We start from the raw sequence: 16,733 nt of genomic DNA, 5'->3' as shown, positions 1-16,733 counted from the left end.
CCGAAGATCTAACGCCTTCATTTCTTGCCGCACAGAACGCAGTTACAGCAAGCCTCAGGCGGGGAACTAAATTCTTGCGCCAGCCGCATGATCTGGTTCGCCCGCGCAGCAATATAGCGGCGTTGCCGCACTCAAGCTGTCGTACTTTTTGAGGCTCGCTTTGATGCTGTTTGCCTATTCCACCCTGGCAGAGCGGCTCCATGCTTCCGGTTGTCCAAACGCGCCGACTGCCTTGACCATGCAACGCACGTCCTTCCCAAGGTCCTGATCTTCCAAGGTGAATGTCGCCGACGGCGAGATGGAACGCGGGTAACCGTCAACATACCAGTAATACCACACGTCGCGCAGTTCCGGCGGAAGGTTGGCTTTGCAAGTTAGAGCCTGCCCGGCACTGCGTACCCCATCTATTGTCGGCAAAGCTAAGAAAGGCTTCTCGAACGCTTCCAGTTTTTGCGCACGCTGGAGCACTTCGACAAAATCGATCTCGAAGTCGTGGCTGACTGCCCGATCCGGCTCTCCATCCTCCAACCTCAGTGCGTAGTCGATAATTAGGTACCGTCTCTGAAGATATTCCTTCGGTGTGGGGCATCGATAGAGCTCAATCATCTGCTCCTCACCATTTTTTTCCAAAGAGACCGACAGGCTTGTGAAGTCACTGCCGGTAGCAAATTCCCAAGTATGCCATTTTCCGTCCCAAACGGTGAAATCTTCCTCGGTCCCAAGCCTGGCCGCTCGGAGTTCGCCACCCCAGACCTTATAGCGCTTAGCATCTTTGCGCAGATGTCCGAGCAACCCGGGATAGGCGGCCGAATGCACATGCGACGATGCACCATTCAGATAAAGCGGATTCTTGCCGTCGAATTCCCAAAAATCGATTTCAATTCGTTCGAGTTCTCTCGCGAAAAGCGGTTCCAGTGAATAGCACCAAAATGCCGGAAACAGCCCTCCGGGTACTTCCGAATATTCGCTAAATCTGCAGCGCAAGCGGAATATTGCTTCCCCCTCCCACGAGTGACCCTGCCCCGCATCGTTTACAGTGTAAATCGCCGGCGCAAACCACTTTTTCTGATTTCTGAGCGAAAGCTTTAAGCCAGCTCCGTCGGGTTCAGCGGTCTGTTGGTAGAGATTGAGCTTCTTGGTCGGAGGGATGACCTGCGCGCTAGCGCCGACCGCTGAGTTCCATCCGGGTGCGAACCAGGTGGGCGTGGATCGGGGAGCAACCGCGGAAGACGCGATGCCCGTTCGCCTGAAGTCTTCATAAAACACACGTTGAAAGTCTGGCGTAAGTCTTGCCGGAGCCCCCATCCTTGCAGAGGTTTGGCCGGGACGAAGGCCATCACCCCAGTTTTGCCAAGCTTCGAGGTCCAATTTGTAGGTCGGTCCTGAGTCTTCTTCATCGATTGTCGGAGGTGACAACCGATATGGATGATCCCCAGGGAGATCCGCTTGGCGCTTCACGCGCCAGGCAGCCCATCCTTCGATCTTCTGGACCATCCGCTCGCTAAGTTCGCCCTGGCCAAAGACGATGCAGTCGTAAGCCCATTCCATCTCCGGCGATCTCTTACCGCCTATTATGCTTTCAGGGCCGCCGTCCGGCATGGGCCAAGCCCAATTTATGATCTCGTTTACATATCCGCTATCGACGCCGTTCACGCTTGCAAACAATCGACCGTTACGGCGATAGGTCAGGCTAACATTCCACGCAGATCCATCGAGAATAAAACCGGTCGCTTTCAAGCTTGCTTTAACGGTTCCGGATTCAGTAGCGCCATGCCAGACTGTAGCAACGGTAGCTTTGGTTGCTGCGCCTTGAATGGCGATCTTCGGATGGCAATTCTGGGCGCTAGGCCCGTCATTAACGCTCAACACCTGAGCGACCGAATCCGTGTCGCCCGCGTTCTTCGCACGTGTGATCGTCAGGCACCATCGGTACAGTCTGAGGCTGTCTTTGACATTTGGAAAACGGAGGTGAACGTTCTCGTTTCCCGAAAAAACAATACCGTCATTTGAGGTTTTCTCCGGCTGCAGTGTTTGGACCGGCTGCGAAGCCTCAAGAGGTAGAATACCTCGCCCCTTGTGCATCGACACAGGACCTTCAGGAACATCTTCCTGGAAGAATGCCGTCGCCAACATATGTGGCAAGGACTTCAAGTCCCAGACACCTGCGCTATCCTGGACCGAGACGTCGCCGCTCGCGGCGAAGGCATTGGATAAAGTCGAAGGTAAAATCGCGACGATCGCTATCTGTGACGTCGCGCTGAGGAGGAAATTGCGTCGAGAAGTTTTCATCGTGCTCCATCAACGTTTGATTATGAGTTTGCAAAGAAGGGTGGTTGTCCAGCCACGCAGTGAAATCAGATTTCTTGCCATTATCTCCAATAGGTAGGCGAAATTAAATCATCGACTAGGTAAAAATGTGGATGCTGGCGACGGGCCGGGACAACTCTTCAACAGAGTGATCCGAGGTTCTTTGGAGGTTAGACGAAGATGGTCTGATGACCAACCGCGCCGATTTTGCGCCGATTGAGCGCGTCGGTGCCGGTAGCAGAGGGACGCAAGCGATCACTGGGCGAACGTCAGTGTCATCGCGTGAAGCGCTTCGCAACGGCACACGAGGCACGCCGATGATAGCGAGCGCCTCGGCGCATCTTTGACCTCTCTCGGCCGCCGGCAAGCTCACTGTCACCGACGGCACTATTGAGAGACACGCCAAGGCAAGCCGCGAAGTGCATGAGAACATTACGCGGCACAAACGGAAGCTGTATCAGGCCGCTTTCGCGCCAGGCATCATAGAGAAAAGCGGTCTAAAGGAACGGTCTATAAGATCGACTTGGTGCGCCAGCGCACGCGAACCTTCCGAGATTAGATCCGGGCCTTCCTTGTTGATCACTGCTCGGATGTTCTCGAGCACCTTCTCGGACCATGCAGCTTCCTGCAGCCTGACAGTCTTGATGGGGTAGTCCATCTGTTCGAATATTGCGGTCAATTTGAACACCGACGGCTCAATGCTCAAGACTGGCGTGTCTTCGCACAACGCAAGTATCGACGCGTGCAAACGACTGCTGACCAATACCGCGCAATCTTTGTAGAAGGACCGAAGCTCGATGTAGCCGGGCTGATGTTCCACCACCGTGCCATTGCTGCTCAACCCGGCGAGATAGGTCGAAAATTCGCGATCATGATTGACTGCATTCGAGACGAAGACAACCGGGCGCTTAAATTCTTCCAGTCCTTTCATGAACTGAACCCATTCGTTGGATCCGGATAGTGCCTCAAGACCGTTAATAGCAAGCGCGATGCTGCCTTTTTGAGATTTGGCCTCGCGCGCTTTCTCTTCGCGTGACGCGAGAAAAACTAGGTCCGGAGATTCGTGCAAGCGCTCCTTCGAAACGCCCAGGCTAAGAGCGACTTCAACCGATTTGGCATCGCGCACCCCCACATAGTCCAAATGTGAGTACACGTGCGCGATCAATGTCCGGAGGCGTTCATCAGCAATTTCCAGACTGTGGTTGATGACCGCCGTCCTGCGGCCGCTGAGTTGGCCGATTCGTAGTAGAAGAAGAAGCCTCATGACCTGATCAGGACTGCCGGTTGGGTGGATCTCGCCTGCCGGATTCCACACGATGAGGTCCGACGAGGTGCATCCCGTAACCGCCTGCAACAACTGAGGCTTTTCTATCAGCAGAAGTGACGCCAGCGTTTTCCGCAGCGCGACTTTTCGCTTAACGCTCCTGAGAAAGCCGGTGAGTTCCTTTGCGGTTTCATCGAGCTTAACGAGCCCCTCCCGAGCTTCGGGGAGTGCCTCGGCGCTTTTGTCGCTGAAGCGACGTATCAACTCTCTGGCAAGATTGTCGAAGCTCTGGATCGGATCGGCGCCAAGCCCTTTCAATGAAAAGGACTCGAAATATCGCGGATAGCGATCCAACGCGACAACTTTTCCGCGTCCCGCATTGGATACGAAATATTTCAAAAATTGTTTGGAAAGTGCTTCGTTTCCGGCATTCTGGGTTGTCAGACGCGAGATCAAAAGGGTGGTCCCCTGCGACATGGAATTCTATCCTTTCGGAATGGATACGAGATTGACTTTACGAATCATTTGGCGAATCCGCGGAATGTACGATTCACCCGCGGGACCGAGCCAAAAGGAGGGCGCGGCCGACAGAAGCGCCAGCATTACGACGGCGCCGCCGGTGCCGCCAACAACGTGACGAAGGATGAGCGGCCACTCAGAAAACGTCCAGACAAGGAGTGCATCGGCTGTCGCAATAACGGCAGCAAGTATACCGGCCTTGCAATGAATCCAAAATATCGGAAGGGCCGAGATGTTTCCGATCCTAAGGGCAAAAGCGATGGAGATGATGTAGAAGATCGTGACAGCGCCAGATGTCATTAGGGCAACCCCGGAGACACCATGGCTAAGACCGAGTACAGCACCTCCCACCATCAACGCCGCGTAAATGAACTGTCTCACGACGGCGGCTCCCGATCGTCCGGCAGCAACAGCGAAATTCTCTGAAATCTTAAATGCGCATCGTGGGACGAGTGCCGCGAAGAAAAACTGCGCTACGAGGATGGTTTGATCCCACTTCGCGCCGAGTGCGGCATAAACGATAAGCTGCGCGTGCACCACCAAGAAGACGGACATGCACGCGTAAGCCGGCACAGCTAGATGAAACGCTTGTCTGAAGCTCGCCGCCAAGCGAAGCGGGTCGTCGCGTCGCGATGAGAAAGCCGGTAGAAGAACGCGGGAGAGCGGGGTTGCCGTGATACCCACCACAAGGTCAAGCAACTTCCATCCACGCGAATAAATGCCAAGGTCGTAAAACCCCATGGAGCGTCCGACCACAGCATTCGCGCCGGTATTTGCGACCCAGTTCATGACATTTGCCAAGCTGAAAAGAGCAGAACTGGTCAGATCCCGGAACGCAGCCTTTTCGAGTTCTGGCCGGAGCGATATTTTGGCCTTGAAGGCAACAATAGCGGCTTCCATGGCGCCTGCCAAAACCATTCCGACAACCAATGCCCAAGGGCCAAAGCCCCAGAGCGCCATCGGGACTGCAACAAGGACGTTCCCAAATATTTGCCCGACAAGACTGCCAACGGCAATGCTTCCGAACCTGCTGTCTCGTTGAAGTGTTGCGCTCGAGACGGCAAAAACTGCCTTAAAAGGGATTGTTAGAGCCGCGACGTAAAGCAGATCACCGACCGACTCCGAGCGGAAAAAAAACCCGATCTGAGGGCTGAGAAGCACAATCAAAGCAATCAATACAAGGCTCAGCAGCATCGCAACGGTCAACGTTGTGCGTTGCTCCGCTACACTTACAGATTGCTTTTTTATAAGACTTACACCGAATGCGCCGTCAAATATAACATTTGCCAGTGCAAGAACAACCAATGCAGCACTGACCAGACCGAAATCGTTCGGCGAAAGTAGCCGCGCAAGGATGGCTGTTGACAATACGCTTACAAGCGCGCTGCCGATCCTTCCACCTACGAGCATTGTGAAGCCCTTTAGTACCTTGGCTTTAGAACTCATCGGATCTCGCTTCACTTCTGATAGAAATTGTAAGAGGCCTTTTATCTGGTACCCTTGGGCGTGAACGAGTCGTTTTCGCCAGCCACGAGGGAAACAACCTTCGCGGATCGCGGGGGCGCGCGGCTGTTGAGATTGAACTGGACCATCTCCGTAAGGTCAGGGTTTGGAGAATCAACATAGCTTCCCGGTCTGCGACTATCCCGCACATGAACAAATATCGTTCCAAACTCGATCTCAAACCAATTCCAATTCGGGAAAGGTTTTCTCTACGCAAGCTCGCCAGGTAAAGCTCTCAGCTCTTATTCTGGCATCGTCGCCGCGAATCTGACGTCCTCTCGGGTTGTCCACACTCTCGGCAATCACTTTGGCAAGACCTGGAATATCATCGGGCTCGAGCAATATTCCAGAATTGCCTAGAACTTCGGGGATGCCGCCTGTGCGGGACGCTGCCGTTGGACATCCCTGTGCGGCGGCCTCGAGCAAGACGAGTCCGAAACCTTCAACTTTGCCGCTCAAGAGTTGAGCATAAAGGACGTGAAGGGCAGAACGCCGATAAAGTCGTTTCAAATCCCCTTCGCTGATCCGACCAGTCATGAGGAGCGAGACATTCAACCTCTTTGCCTCTGAGACAACTTTCGAGGTATATTGCTCGTCTTCCGGACGTCCGGCTATCACATAGACGAGCTTGTTTGGGCCGACCTTATCCTGCGCCACCGCAACGGCTCGAACCGTCTCCAAATGGCCCTTCCGAGGTTCGATACGTCCGACAGTCGAGATGACAGCTTTATCCGGCGAGATTGCCGCGAGCTCGGCATTGTCAAAATCGCCTTCCGTGCTCTCGAACCAACTCGCCTCGACTCCGAGGTAGCTGACCGCGTCCCGCGCTGGTGCTCCGAAAGCGTTGACAAAGATCTCCCTCGTCGCTTGGGAATTGTACAAAACCATTTCAGACGAAAGATATGCTCGTCGTGCCAACGCGAACAATGGTGAGGTTTTTCCAAACTTGGCGACCTCGCTTCCGTGGATCATCGATCGATATGAACGGCGATGCCATATACGGGTCGCATATAAAAAAAGCACGCTCCGAATATCCGCGGCGAGGATAATCGTATCAGCGGGCAAAGCTCCGATGATGCGCAGTGTGTCAATCGCGCCTCTCAGGCCTATCTTATGATGGCGCAATATCCGCCGATTGTCTTCGTGCCTATCATTTTCATAGGTGAGTTCTGGATACGATGGCGCTGCCACCGTTACACGGTACCCAGCATCGCGCAGTGTCCGCGCAATGCCGCCAGCGTAGGTGGCGATGCCTCCGGGGAAAGGCACGTATTCGCAGCTGATCAACAAAATATGGCGAGATTTGATATTTCTCATATTTCCATTGGTCTCCGTGCCTTAGCTATACGAGTTGTCTGAAGTGCAAGATTGCAGAAAACTTAACGCTCTCACCTTCTTAGAACCATACTTCTGAATTCAACTGCCCCGCTGATCGTGCTCATCCGGGTATGAAAGCCAGGTGGTGGTCTTCTGGAAAAGAGGCGGTCATTGCCGCTTCAACTAACAATCACGTCCGGCTGTGCGGGAGCGATGAAGACTGAACCAAAATTGGGTCGAACGACGAAGCTGACACATTGATCTGTCCCTACGCACAACATATTGCAATGCAATATACAGCCATAACCGCCACCTTATGCAAGGGCAATTAGACGAATGCAATGGCCGCTGCACGAAAATTTTGCGACAAATCGTGCAGAATTGACATAGTCGGAACGATAGGGTTCGATGCATCGTCTTGCTTCGGCAAATTGGGAGCGGTTCTCCTTAATCACCGCTAAAATCGCTTTAGCGAGCCGCCTCTCTATCGCATCCGGAAACGACAAAGGTTGCAAATTGCCTATCAGAATCGAGATCAGTGCTTCTGAGACACGGTGGTCATGAAGCGTTGATACTTGTGCTTGTCTTGACCTCGTGGGCGAAAATGAGCCGCTTGAACCCGCTAAGAAAAAGGTGTGAGTATCTTGAGATTTAGAGCTTTGGACTCAATACGAGGAATTGCCGCGACGATCGTGGCATTGGTCCATCTGACCGCCTCGGGCTTTTTCTACGATATTCCCGTCATTCGAAATGGTGGCCTTTCAGTGCCGCTATTCTTTGTCCTTAGCGGATTTGTGATGTCCGCATCCTATGGCACGAGACTCAGGGGGCGCGAAGATTTGCGAACGTTTTTTATAAGGCGTTTCGGTCGCGTCTATCCGATCCACTTCGTGATGCTTACCGCGCTTCTCGTTTTGGAGATTCTGAAACTGGTGATGGTCAAAAACGGGATCGAAAGTGGACAGTCCCCATTTTCGGGATCTAACAGTGTCTCATCGCTTGTTGCAGGCTATCTGCTCTTGCAGTCAATCATCCCGTTCGGGGACTATACGTGGAATGGACCGAGTTGGTCCCTAAGCGTTGAGTTTTACACATACGCAATATTCGCCGCGGTCGTATTTCTCGGCGCTACGCGATTCAAGCTTGCAACGTGCTTGCTTTGGTTGAGCAGCGGAATCCTTTTGGTGTGGCTCGAGGTGAGTGGAACACATGTCCACATGACGAGTGGCCGAGGACTGCTTTTGTGCATCTTCGGCTTTATGTCCGGCGTCTTGCTGCACTCTCTCTTTATGAAATATCATGAGATTTTGTCAGCGTTTTCAACGCTGCTGGAATTTGCTGCGTTTCTCTTGGCACTTTCGATATTCTGGTTTGATCCGCTTGGCGACGTCGGAACAATCCTGGCGTTTTCTGTTGTCATTTTCATTTTCGCGGGCGATCGGGGAAAGGTCTCGGCGCTGCTTCATACCTTTCCGTTGCAATTTCTTGGGCAGATTTCCCTTTCGATCTATCTCACGCACTTCGTCATTCTGTCAGTTCTAAACGGGGCTATTAGAGCTGCCCAGTCGGCTTTCAAGGTCCCGCTAATGACCAACGTCAATATGATCAATTTTGGACCGAGCGGCTCTATGGACGCATTGGCGCTCGTCTACTTGGCCGTTGTAATCGCCGTAAGCACGTGCACATTCATTCTCATCGAGGAACCATTTCGTCTGTATTTTAACAGCATTTCGAAGAGACTGCCGGCGCGTTATTCTCTGAGTGCCGGGATTGCTGAGATCCGCCGGTTACATGCAGAGTCGCGCCCCTTCGCAAGCAGCTTCGCGCCAACCGATCGGCAACGAACGCAATCGATAAATAACGACGCCTGACGCCTCTCGCTGTCGAATTAATTGCCTGGCGGCAGGGAACTTGGGCCTGCCACCGGGCAAGTAGCAAGGCAGGTTCTGAAGCCTCGAGATTTATTGGGAACTCGGATACATCCACGTCATATTTCTCCCTTAAAACACGCTCGCGACTCCATTGGCTGAATGCGGCGCAGACTGCCCGCTTGGTCTCGGCGCACCAGCAAGCTAGGTTTCCGCTCCGGTTGCTAAAGCGCCTCTACAAACCTCGGAAAACAGGCTCGATGGTCGTTGACAAATTATGCTGCATTGCAAAAACTAGCCGTGCTGTGTATGAACGGGCTTCATTCAACTCTGCGAAAGATTTGATATGCATATAGTCATGATTGGTTCGGGTTACGTCGGTCTGGTATCCGGCGGCTGCTTTGCTGATTTCGGTCACCATGTCACCTGTGTCGACAAATCCGAAGCCAAGATCGCGGCTCTTGAGGCCGGAGAAGTGCCGATTTTCGAACCGGGGCTGGATGCCATTATCAGCCATAACCGTGCTGCTGGCCGTCTGGACTTTTCGCTCGATCTAGCCGGCCCGGTCGGGGATGCTGATGTCGTCTTCATCGCTGTCGGCACCCCGTCGCGCCGCGGCGACGGTCATGCGGACTTGAGCTATGTCTATGCTGCAGCGCGCGAAATTGCCGCGGCGGTCAGGGGCTTCACGGTCGTTGTGACTAAGTCGACAGTTCCGGTTGGTACCGGTGACGAGATCGAGCGCATCTTCCGAGAGGAGTTCCCCGACAAGGACATCGTCGTCGTCTCCAACCCGGAATTCCTGCGTGAGGGTGCGGCCATCACCGATTTCAAGCGGCCCGACCGCATCGTGATCGGCACTGAAGATGCGCGGGCCGTCGAGGTCATGCGTGAAGTCTACCGTCCGCTTTACCTCAATGAAGCGCCACTCTATTTTTGCGAACGCCGCACCTCCGAACTCATCAAATATGCCGCCAACGCCTTCCTGGCGATGAAGATTACCTTCATCAACGAGATTGCTGACCTGTCCGAAAAGATCGGCGCCGACATCCAGAAGGTTGCCAAGGGTATTGGCATGGACAAGCGTATCGGCGACAAGTTCCTGCATGCCGGCCCCGGCTACGGCGGCTCCTGCTTTCCGAAGGATACACTTGCTCTCGTCAAGACCGCCCAAGACTTCGACAGTCCGGTGCGCCTGATCGAGACCACGGTTGCCATCAACGATAATCGCAAGCGCGCTATGGGCCGCAAGGTGATCGCCGCCTGCGACGGCGACGTGCGTGGCAAGAAGATCGCCGTGCTCGGCTTGACGTTCAAGCCGAACACTGACGACATGCGAGATGCACCGTCGATCACCATCATCCAGGCACTGCTGGATGGCGGCGCAACTGTCCATGCTTATGACCCCGAGGGCATGGAAGCCTCGAAGGGCATGCTCGGCCCGGTCACCTTCGGTAGCAATCCTTACGAGATCGCCTCAGGCGCCGATGCCGTTGTCATCGTCACCGAATGGGAAGAGTTCCGAGCTCTTGACCTCGAGCGCCTGAAGACCAGCATGAAGCGGCCAGTTATCGTCGATCTACGCAATATCTACTCGGCCGTCGACGTCAGCAAGCAGGGCTTCGACTACTTCCCGATCGGCAAGCTGTCCAAAAAGGCTTAATTATGCGCTATTTCATTACCGGAACTGCCGGCTTTATCGGCTTTCATCTGGCCCGCCGGCTTTTGGAAGACGGTCATATCGTGACAGGCTTCGACGGCATGACGCAGTATTACAATGTCAAGCTCAAGCATATGCGTCATGCGGCACTGACGCAGTTCCCGTCTTTTACCCCTATCGTCGCCATGCTCGAAGATCGACAAGCGCTAGAAGCGGCAATTGAGGCCGCCAAGCCCGACATCCTAATCCACCTCGCTGCTCAGGCCGGTGTGCGCTACAGTATTGAAAGCCCGCGCTCCTATCTGAGCTCAAATGTTGACGGGTCGTGGAACATTCTGGAACTCTCGCAGAAGCTTGACCTCAAGCATCTGATGTTGGCCTCCACCTCTTCGATATATGGTGCAAATCCGACGGTGCCGTTCCATGAGACAGATCGTGCCGACGAGCCGCTGACAATTTATGCTGCGACCAAAAAGTCGATGGAACTTATGGCGCACAGTTCGGCCCACCTCTACAAGGTGCCAACCACTGCCTTCAGGTTCTTTACCGTCTACGGCCCATGGGGCCGACCCGACATGGCGCTTTTCAAGTTCGTAAAAAATATCGTTGACGGACAGCCAATCGAGATCTACGGCGAAGGAAAGATGAGCCGCGACTTCACCTATATTGACGATCTGGTGGAGGCGATCGTTCGCCTCTCTGTCGTACCGCCATCGGAGACAAACCGCGTTGACGACCGGAAGGTCGAGACGCTTTCGCATCACGCTCCGTTCCGCGTGGTCAATATTGGTGGAGGTCAGCCCGTTGGGTTGATGGAATTTGTCGAAAAGGTCGAGGCTGCCCTCGGCCGAAAGGCAGTCCGCAAGATGCTGCCGATGCAGCAGGGCGACGTGCCGCGTACCTATGCCAGCCCGGCATTGCTTGAAGCTCTTACCGGATACAAGCCGGAGACAGGACTCGATGAAGGCGTCAAGGCTTTCGTTGAATGGTATATCGACTATGAAAGTGAACTGGGTCAGTCGTTCGGGTAGGAATTCCCTTCGTCTGGTCCGTGTTTTGCAACTAGGTTACGGCGTCCGGCCGAGGCGTGCCTAGGACTGACGAGACCACAGGTCTTTTCATTCCGGTCGGATGAACCTTTTTGGTCCAGCAGGTAAACGACAGCTTATGCCAACTGCAGCGAAACATAACGCGCAAGATCGTATTAGCTTTCTTATGGGAGGCCTCTTTCTCCTGTATTTTATCTGTCTGATTTATAAGGTTACGGCTGCCGCCTCTCTGGTTATGGTCGCGTTCGCGGTTCTTTCCTTTTGTCTGCCAACGCCGCTTCCAGCATTTGTGCTGTCACCAATATTTATCTTCACGGTGCTCTATTCCTACGAGTTCACCGGCACCGCGCTAATTGCGGATTTCAATGAGGGTATTTATCGGAATGTTCAATTCACGTTTCTGCTGATGGGCGGGGTAGCCTTCGCAAGATGGCGTAGCGCGATGAGCAAGCCGATCGCCGACAAAATCCTCAAATACGGAGCACTGTTGTCGGTACTGATATTTGTCCATATGATTCTATATCATATCTATATTGGTCGCCTGACGCCCTGGAAGTATCTTTTGGATACGAAGTCGATCATCTCGGTAGTCGTAGTGCTTTTTTTCGCATTTCAAGACTATATCAAGGGTAGAGTTGGTTTTGCCGGCTGGTTTATCGCTTTGGCTGTTGTGGGTGTTTTGATTGTGCTCAGCGGAGAGCGAAAAGCCTATATGCTTTTTGCAGTGTGTTACCTTTTGTGTCGGGATCCCTTATTCATAAAGGGTCTCATTATTATCCTAATAGCGTTTTGTCTTTCGTTTTATCTCTACGCCTCGGATGAGAATGGGTATATCTCCCGGCAAATACTGAGCATTTTCGAGGAATCTCGCCCAATGACTGTATCGGAATTTTATCTGATACAAGATGTCGGCGATCAAAGTAATATCATACGCGATTTCGTTAATCGAAATGCCCGCGAGCTATTCTACGAAAATCCCCTTTTTGGTCTGGGTGCGACAGGCTACCAGAAATGGGCCAACGCGAATTTGGGTGCCCAGTTTGGTGATCCAAAAGGCATCAACATGAATGTTCACGGCGAGATCAATCGTATCCCGGCAGAGGGTGGCCTTGTTGGAATTTTCATCGGTCTCGGCTATGTCGTACTGGTGGCGAGCGCGGTTTTTTCGCATCTAAAGATGCCGCGCTTTCGAAATTCATCGCTATCGCGTGCTTACGCATATTTGTTCGTTTTCTTGTTGTGTTATTGCTCTTTCGAGGCGTCGGATACTTTCATGATAAGTTTGGTCCTTTTCTTCGGCGTCGAAGTTGCCCATGTTCATCATAGAGATAGGTATAGTTCGCTTCGAACTTTGAATAATCGAGGCTGGCTCAATTCGAGACACCGCTATCGGCACGGGACTGCTAAGCCGAACCAACCGGAACAGGCCGCTCAGCAAATCTAACTTCCGTACCGACTACATTCACCGAACTGTCTTTGCCAAGGCAATCTAGCTTTACGAGGAAACGATGAAAATCGTCCATATCATCACAAGACTGATTAGAGCCGGAGCAGATGAAAACACGGTGTTAACCTGTGTCAGCCAAGCCAGAGAAGGACACGATGTCATACTGGTACATGGACGAGAGTTTGACAGATCGTACCATTCCTGGCTGCCGCAGGAAGGGGTTCGCCTGATCGAGCTGGAGTCTCTGGTGCGCAGAATGTCGCCGCTTCAAGATATCAGGGCGCTATTCCAACTTACGTCGCTTCTCAAAGAGCTTTCCGCAGATATCGTTCACACACATACGAGCAAAGCCGGTATCCTGGGACGTATTGCAGCATATATTGCCAGGACGAAACTTATCATTCATGGCGTTCATATCGTGCCGTTTGTTAATGGCGGCTGGTTCGAGCGCCAGATCTATCTGTTGGCTGAGCACATCACCTCGAAATTTACGCACGCATTCATCGATGTATCGCAGGGAGTGCGAGACATTTATCTTAAATACGGTGTCGGTCGGCCTGATCGGCACCATGTCATCCACTCGGGCTTTGATCTCTCCAAGTTTCGGAATGCGTCCTTTCCAAGTGATTGGAGGCAGATCCTTGGCATCGGCGAAGCAGAGGAAAAGCCTCCGGTTATCACAATTTTGGGAGCGCTAGAGCCGCGGAAGCGGCAAGGCGAATTCATTGCAGCATTTCACCGAGTATTGAAACGGACACCCAATGCGCGCCTGCTTATTCTTGGAGAAGGCTCGCAGGCTGCAAAGCTTCGCCAACAGGTCCAGGATCTGAATTTGACCGACAATGTCAAATTGATCGGATTCCGGGACGACCCAGAAAAAATGATTGCCCTCTCCGATCTATGTGTCCTCACATCGTCCCATGAGGGGCTCCCTCGCGTTGTAATGCAGTATCTCGCCGGTGGGCGTCCTTGTGTTGTATCGGAACTGCCGGGGTTAGATGAGGTGGTCAAGCACGGCGTAAACGGGATGATTATCCCTAGCGCGGATGTGCCGGCTGCCGCTGATGCGGTCGCAGCGCTCCTTAGCGATCCGGAAATGCTATCCCGGCTCGCGCGCGGGGCTCGGGAAACCGACTTGTCCAATTGGGCGGCAACAACAATGTGCACGCGCATTGCTAACGTTTACGAAGCACTTGCCGGAGATCAGGAATTCAGACCTGTTCGACGGCAACGGTCTGCGGTTTCGTAGTTACGATCATGGCCTCGATCATGCCCAGAAGACTGATCCTCGTTGTCGCCGCATTCTTCCCGGACAGTTACGGCGGGGCGGAAAGGCAGGCGCTTATTCTCGCTGAGGCCTTGGGCCGTGCTGGCTATGAGGTGACCATCGTAGCGCCGACGACCGACAAATTGGTGCCGCGTGAAGAGCGGACAGCATTCGGTGTCATAATACGCAAATTCGTGAGTGCTTACCCCAATTTGGGAGGAAAAAACATACTGTCGTTCATCTCTTGGACGATGTGGTTTCGCCGTTTTTTCTCCAGATCCAAGTGGAAGGGCGTTCCGATTTACGTCTTTCATGCGAGGCTTCATGCATTTGGCCCTGCATTGACCGCGATACGCAACTCCGCTCCGCTTCTCATCAAGCTCGGAGGCGGAGGAGAAGCGTCTGAGTTTCAGGCGCTGAGAAGCAAAAAATATCTTTACGGGCATTTTGTTGAATGGGTTCTACGGAAAAACGTTGATACCTTTGTCGCAAACAGCAGGCAGATAGCTACCGAACTTGGAAGGTTGGGTATTTCTGCCGGCAATATCGCCGAATTTCCAAACGGTGTTGTTTTGCCAACCGAAAGCGCCTGGATAGAATCCATGAGGAAGCGGCAGGGCCGGCGGTTTATCTACGCCGGTCGCCTCGTCCCGGACAAGAGCGTAGACGTTTTATATCATGCCGCGATTGGCTTGGCCGAGGAAGGGCTCGCCCTTAATCTGCGGCTCATCGGGACGGGGAGCGAGAAGGAACGGCTGGAAAAGTTGCCTTCCACGACCAAGCATCGGAACGCTGTCACTTTTCCCGGCTTCGTCTCTGATGTCTATCCGGAACTCGAAGTGGCCGACTTTTTTGTAAGCGCTTCAAAACGGGAAGGACAATCAAATGCCCTCCTTGAGGCGATGTCGTCGGGCCTGATACCGATCGTCTATGCCGCCAGTGGTGTAGAAGAAGTGGTCTCGGATGGCGTCAATGGCTTTGTCGTGAGAAATTCGACTGTCGAAAGCTTTCAGGAGACGATGCGAAAAGCGTTGGAGATGGACGATGAGACACGCAGACGGATGTCATTGGCGTCGCGGCAGTTTATTGAGGCCAATATCGGGATCGATGCGGTAGCTCAACGAACCATCAGGGAAATCGAGACAATAACTGTCGGGGCGTGAGCCAGCGGATGATGTCGACAAATAGCGCGGCGATATAGCCGGTCGCATTCACCCAGCTACCCGTTCCGCAAATCGAAAGAACTCTAATGTCAAAAACCAATTCGACAATTGAGCTCGCGAAAGATGACCTGCGCGTTTCTGTCATCATCACGTGCTACAACGAAGGCAGATACATATCTGCTGCCGTCAAGAGCGTTTTGAATCAGACGCGGCAGGATTCAGTCGATCGGATCATTATAGTCGACGACGGCTCAGCAGCTGACACCATTTCTGTCCTGAAAGAGATAGAAAATTTCGATCCTCGCATCCAGATTATCTACGGTGCTGGCGGTGTCGGCCTTCCCGGGCAAAGACGAATTGCAATTGCTGAATCAAAAGCGCCTTTTTTTGCTATTTTAGATGGCGACGATTTATGGGCGGAGGAGAAGCTGGAGCTACAGCTGAATCTTGTTGTAAAAGACCCTGATGTCGGACTGATCTACTCTGATTTCTACACCTTCCCCGATGGTGACTTGTCGGCCGCGCGAAGGGCCGGAGTAATCGATATATCCGGCGCCGAGGATTTGGCGATCCGATATTTCCTGCGCGATCCGCCGATAATCCCGTCGACGACCCTCATTCGGCGGACGGCCTATGATGCGTGCGGAGGCTTTGACGCCGCCGTAAGAGTATTTGAAGATACTGACTTCTACATTCGCCTTGCCGGAGTTACACGATTTGCTCTAGTGGATCGTCCACTTCTCTACAAGCGCAACCGAAACACGAGCATAACCGGTGGCAGAACCGACCTTATGGCTCAGCATGCTTTTGTGGCGTTCAAAGCAGCGACACAAAATCCCCGGCTTTTACCTCACGTACCTGCACGCCTTTCTGAAAGGGCACGCAAGCTTGCCAACCAGCGATTTCTCGCCCGGGACTTCAAGGGCGCCCGAACGCTTTCGGATTTCGCACTTCGACTTCGGCCGATTCAACCTGCCGCCATTCTCAGTTACGTCCTATGCCGACTACCCGAGTGGGCGTCTGAAAGGCTAATCAGGACGGTATTCGCGAAGCGCGCGGCCGTCGTGGTTTCGCCAAAAACAGATGCGACTAAGGCTGAGGGCGCAAGGTGACACGATTCAGCGTTAAGCTCTTTTTAGCGACGCGGCGTATACTTCAGTCGGCCGTCAACTGGACATGGCTGCCCTGTCGAACACTGGATAAGCGCAGGCCTGATGGCATGGGGATTTCCAAAATGCAGGTGCTATGCTGATTGAGACGATGCCATTGCGACGGCCTCGACGAGGGTGTTAATCGAAATGACTATCTTATCCTTGCCGGCTCATTCGGTTTTGAATTAGCTTTTTTCAACCTGGTTGAGTAAAGTTGA

Annotated in this window: 11 protein-coding genes; 7 read left to right on the top strand and 4 right to left on the bottom strand. The window is 53.2% G+C overall.

Features of this window, described 5'->3' with window-relative positions; genetic code table 11:
• Positions 1 to 174 precede the first annotated feature (174 nt).
• The 4 genes from FHX06_RS32635 to FHX06_RS32620 all read right to left on the bottom strand — a co-directional run bounded on the left by FHX06_RS32635 (position 175) and on the right by FHX06_RS32620 (position 6,910).
• Positions 175 to 2,289, bottom strand: coding sequence for a hypothetical protein (locus FHX06_RS32635; protein ID WP_183882349.1), 2,115 nt, complete (start codon positions 2,287 to 2,289; stop codon positions 175 to 177).
• Between the two features lie 475 nt (positions 2,290 to 2,764).
• On the bottom strand, positions 2,765 to 4,048 hold the full coding sequence (locus FHX06_RS32630; RefSeq protein WP_113211832.1) for a polysaccharide pyruvyl transferase family protein: 1,284 nt from the start codon (positions 4,046 to 4,048) through the stop codon (positions 2,765 to 2,767).
• A 6-nt stretch (positions 4,049 to 4,054) separates the two neighbouring features.
• Positions 4,055 to 5,536 carry an oligosaccharide flippase family protein gene (locus tag FHX06_RS32625; protein ID WP_113211831.1) on the bottom strand — a complete coding sequence of 494 codons (1,482 nt, stop codon included), beginning with the start codon at positions 5,534 to 5,536 and terminating at the stop codon, positions 4,055 to 4,057.
• A gap of 234 nt (positions 5,537 to 5,770) precedes the next feature.
• Positions 5,771 to 6,910 (bottom strand): glycosyltransferase family 4 protein, encoded by a 1,140-nt coding sequence (locus FHX06_RS32620; protein WP_112970266.1) that lies wholly within the window; start codon positions 6,908 to 6,910, stop codon positions 5,771 to 5,773.
• Between the two features lie 635 nt (positions 6,911 to 7,545).
• Between FHX06_RS32620 and FHX06_RS32615 the strand changes: the two genes are divergently transcribed.
• The 7 genes from FHX06_RS32615 to FHX06_RS32585 all read left to right on the top strand — a co-directional run bounded on the left by FHX06_RS32615 (position 7,546) and on the right by FHX06_RS32585 (position 16,476).
• Complete coding sequence (locus FHX06_RS32615; RefSeq protein WP_312866622.1) at positions 7,546 to 8,781, top strand: acyltransferase; 1,236 nt, start codon at positions 7,546 to 7,548, stop codon at positions 8,779 to 8,781.
• Positions 8,782 to 9,124: 343 nt separating this feature from the next.
• Positions 9,125 to 10,441, top strand: a complete 1,317-nt coding sequence (locus FHX06_RS32610) for a UDP-glucose dehydrogenase family protein (RefSeq protein ID WP_112972776.1) — start codon at positions 9,125 to 9,127, stop codon at positions 10,439 to 10,441.
• A gap of 2 nt (positions 10,442 to 10,443) precedes the next feature.
• Positions 10,444 to 11,469 (top strand): NAD-dependent epimerase/dehydratase family protein, encoded by a 1,026-nt coding sequence (locus FHX06_RS32605; protein ID WP_183882345.1) that lies wholly within the window; start codon positions 10,444 to 10,446, stop codon positions 11,467 to 11,469.
• A 136-nt stretch (positions 11,470 to 11,605) separates the two neighbouring features.
• Positions 11,606 to 12,931 (top strand): O-antigen ligase family protein, encoded by a 1,326-nt coding sequence (locus tag FHX06_RS32600; protein ID WP_183882343.1) that lies wholly within the window; start codon positions 11,606 to 11,608, stop codon positions 12,929 to 12,931.
• A gap of 64 nt (positions 12,932 to 12,995) precedes the next feature.
• Positions 12,996 to 14,183 carry a glycosyltransferase family 4 protein gene (locus FHX06_RS32595; RefSeq protein WP_113213273.1) on the top strand — a complete coding sequence of 396 codons (1,188 nt, stop codon included), beginning with the start codon at positions 12,996 to 12,998 and terminating at the stop codon, positions 14,181 to 14,183.
• An 8-nt stretch (positions 14,184 to 14,191) separates the two neighbouring features.
• Entirely contained in the window at positions 14,192 to 15,364 is a 1,173-nt protein-coding gene (locus FHX06_RS32590) for a glycosyltransferase family 4 protein (RefSeq protein WP_113213272.1), read from the top strand.
• A gap of 86 nt (positions 15,365 to 15,450) precedes the next feature.
• Complete coding sequence (locus FHX06_RS32585) at positions 15,451 to 16,476, top strand: glycosyltransferase family 2 protein (RefSeq protein WP_183882341.1); 1,026 nt, start codon at positions 15,451 to 15,453, stop codon at positions 16,474 to 16,476.
• Positions 16,477 to 16,733: the final 257 nt, after the last annotated feature.

Origin of the sequence: Rhizobium sp. BK512, assembly GCF_014194915.1 — a bacterium.
In the GTDB taxonomy this organism is placed as follows: Bacteria; Pseudomonadota; Alphaproteobacteria; order Rhizobiales; family Rhizobiaceae; genus Rhizobium.
Note: the sequence above shows the minus strand (reverse complement) of the source record. Positions and strands in the feature narration are given on the sequence as shown.

Bases quoted from the DNA above. Each gene is read 5' to 3' on its own strand.
- FHX06_RS32600 (WP_183882343.1), top strand. From the start codon at position 11,606: ATGCCAACTGCAGCGAAACATAACGCGCAAGATCGTATTAGCTTTCTT.
- FHX06_RS32630 (WP_113211832.1), bottom strand. From the start codon at position 4,048: ATGTCGCAGGGGACCACCCTTTTGATCTCGCGTCTGACAACCCAGAAT.
- FHX06_RS32620 (WP_112970266.1), bottom strand. From the start codon at position 6,910: ATGAGAAATATCAAATCTCGCCATATTTTGTTGATCAGCTGCGAATAC.
- FHX06_RS32635 (WP_183882349.1), bottom strand. From the start codon at position 2,289: ATGAAAACTTCTCGACGCAATTTCCTCCTCAGCGCGACGTCACAGATA.
- FHX06_RS32595 (WP_113213273.1), top strand. From the start codon at position 12,996: ATGAAAATCGTCCATATCATCACAAGACTGATTAGAGCCGGAGCAGAT.
- FHX06_RS32625 (WP_113211831.1), bottom strand. From the start codon at position 5,536: ATGAGTTCTAAAGCCAAGGTACTAAAGGGCTTCACAATGCTCGTAGGT.
- FHX06_RS32590 (WP_113213272.1), top strand. From the start codon at position 14,192: ATGGCCTCGATCATGCCCAGAAGACTGATCCTCGTTGTCGCCGCATTC.
- FHX06_RS32610 (WP_112972776.1), top strand. From the start codon at position 9,125: ATGCATATAGTCATGATTGGTTCGGGTTACGTCGGTCTGGTATCCGGC.
- FHX06_RS32605 (WP_183882345.1), top strand. From the start codon at position 10,444: ATGCGCTATTTCATTACCGGAACTGCCGGCTTTATCGGCTTTCATCTG.
- FHX06_RS32585 (WP_183882341.1), top strand. From the start codon at position 15,451: ATGTCAAAAACCAATTCGACAATTGAGCTCGCGAAAGATGACCTGCGC.